This window comes from Mangrovimonas xylaniphaga, assembly GCF_001280435.1.
In the GTDB taxonomy this organism is placed as follows: Bacteria; Bacteroidota; Bacteroidia; order Flavobacteriales; family Flavobacteriaceae; genus Mangrovimonas_A; species Mangrovimonas_A xylaniphaga.
This window is the reverse complement of the sequence record NZ_LBIP01000038.1, coordinates 1-1707: the sequence shown is the minus strand read 5'-3', so window position 1 is coordinate 1707 and position 1707 is coordinate 1. Positions and strand designations below refer to the sequence as shown.

The window sequence follows — 1707 nt, the reverse complement described above, 5'->3', positions numbered from 1 at the left end:
TCGGTACGTAATACATTCCAAAATCTGAGCTCCATTCAATGCCGTCCAGTTCTTTTATCATGCTGTTCAAAACCTTGTCCGAACTGAACTTGAGCCCAATGTACTTTTTGTTGTCAATCAAAAGGTGTTTGAGTGAGATATGTTGTTTAAAAGGCATCCAATTGTTTTTATAATCAAGCTATTTGAAGATAAAAAAAAGAAGACCCTTAGTCGGTAATTAAATGTTTGTAGTCGTTTATAAACGTTTGTACTCGTTTGTACTCGTTTGTAAACGTTTGTACATGGTTTTTGCATAATAGAACAGGTGTGCTTGTCCAAAAAAACTCGCAATCTATGTAACGGGATTCCCGTTAAGAGATAAATCGTATTCACTTTCGTATGCAAAAGCAAAAATCTGTTCAGATGTAAACATAAAAAAAGCGGTTTAGTAAAGCCTAAACCGCTCGTTTGCAAATGATTGCTTGTTGTAGCGAGACCGAGATTTGAACTCGGGACCTCTGGGTTATGAACTCCAAGGAAATCGTTTCAAAAACAGATTTATTGGGCTTTCAGAGCTACAATTTTATGAAATCGTATGCAAAACCGTATGCAGATTTTGACTTTGAGTTAAAAACAATATTTATTCGAATATAGTCAAAAGTATTCAAAATATGGAAGTGATAAAAAATAAAAATCCAATTAGATTTTTGAAGGGTTTTAAAATTGGAAATTCGGGATTTTGGGATATAATTGGAAACATTTTTTTTAATAAAACTTGATCAGAATAAGTTTAGAATGTCTTTTGTAAGAAGGTGTTTTTTGATAGTTATAGAGTAAATTAAACAGTTGCAACTGTTTGATTTTTGTGATACAAATTGAGGTTTATTAATTGAAGTGCTGCTTTAATAATAATTATTATTAAGTCCATTCGATTAAGGAAGGGGAGCGGGGAATAAATTAGAAAAACTATGATTTGAGAAACCTACCAATGTGAGGCTCTCAATCTCAAATCATAGTTCATGCATAAGGAAACAGGGTTTCCGTTGAATTTCTAATTTATTGGAGTGGTAAGCATTGGAATACACGGCAATTTTAAACGGTGCTATTTCGTTTAGTTTAAGATTCCGATGCGATAAAAAATCGTAGAATTTTTTGGAGTAGGAATCTGTAGCCTCCTTATTGATCAGAAATCCGCAAAATCGGATAGAAAAGCAATAAGTTTTGCGAAGTATTGGCAATTGACATAATTTCCAAATTTTTCACGGTTTCCACTGAAAAAGACACCATGAATTTTGTAATACAATTTGTAAGACAAATGTAAGAGGATTGTCTTACAATTTTTTTTGTTTTTTGAACTATTGATTAGATCCCATTTATGGTCAAAAAAAAGGCTGTTTTTAAGGTGTTTTTTGTCAAATAACGGTTATTGATGTTATTGGCAAGTATATGGCTCGTTTTTATGAGCTATATAGATTGTTATGTCTTGTTATTCAATTTTTTTGGCTTTTATTTCCCCATTTGATAAAATTGTAAGTTGAGAAATATTTTTATTCTCATCCATATTAAATACAATCCTTATTCCATAATCAAAGACATCAAACGTATTCTCATTAACGGCCGTCAATTCTACTTTTATTTGGTTAGTTATTTGAGCAAATATTTTTTCACCTTCATTAAAAATGGTTAAATAGAATTCAGGTCCAAGTTCATATTTACCAAGGTATTTTT

General features: G+C 31.3%; 1 pseudogene. It reads right to left on the bottom strand.

Annotated features, from left to right (window positions below):
- Positions 1-1465 precede the first annotated feature (1465 nt).
- A pseudogene (locus ZA06_RS17055) lies at positions 1466-1707 on the bottom strand (hypothetical protein); the annotation flags it as partial.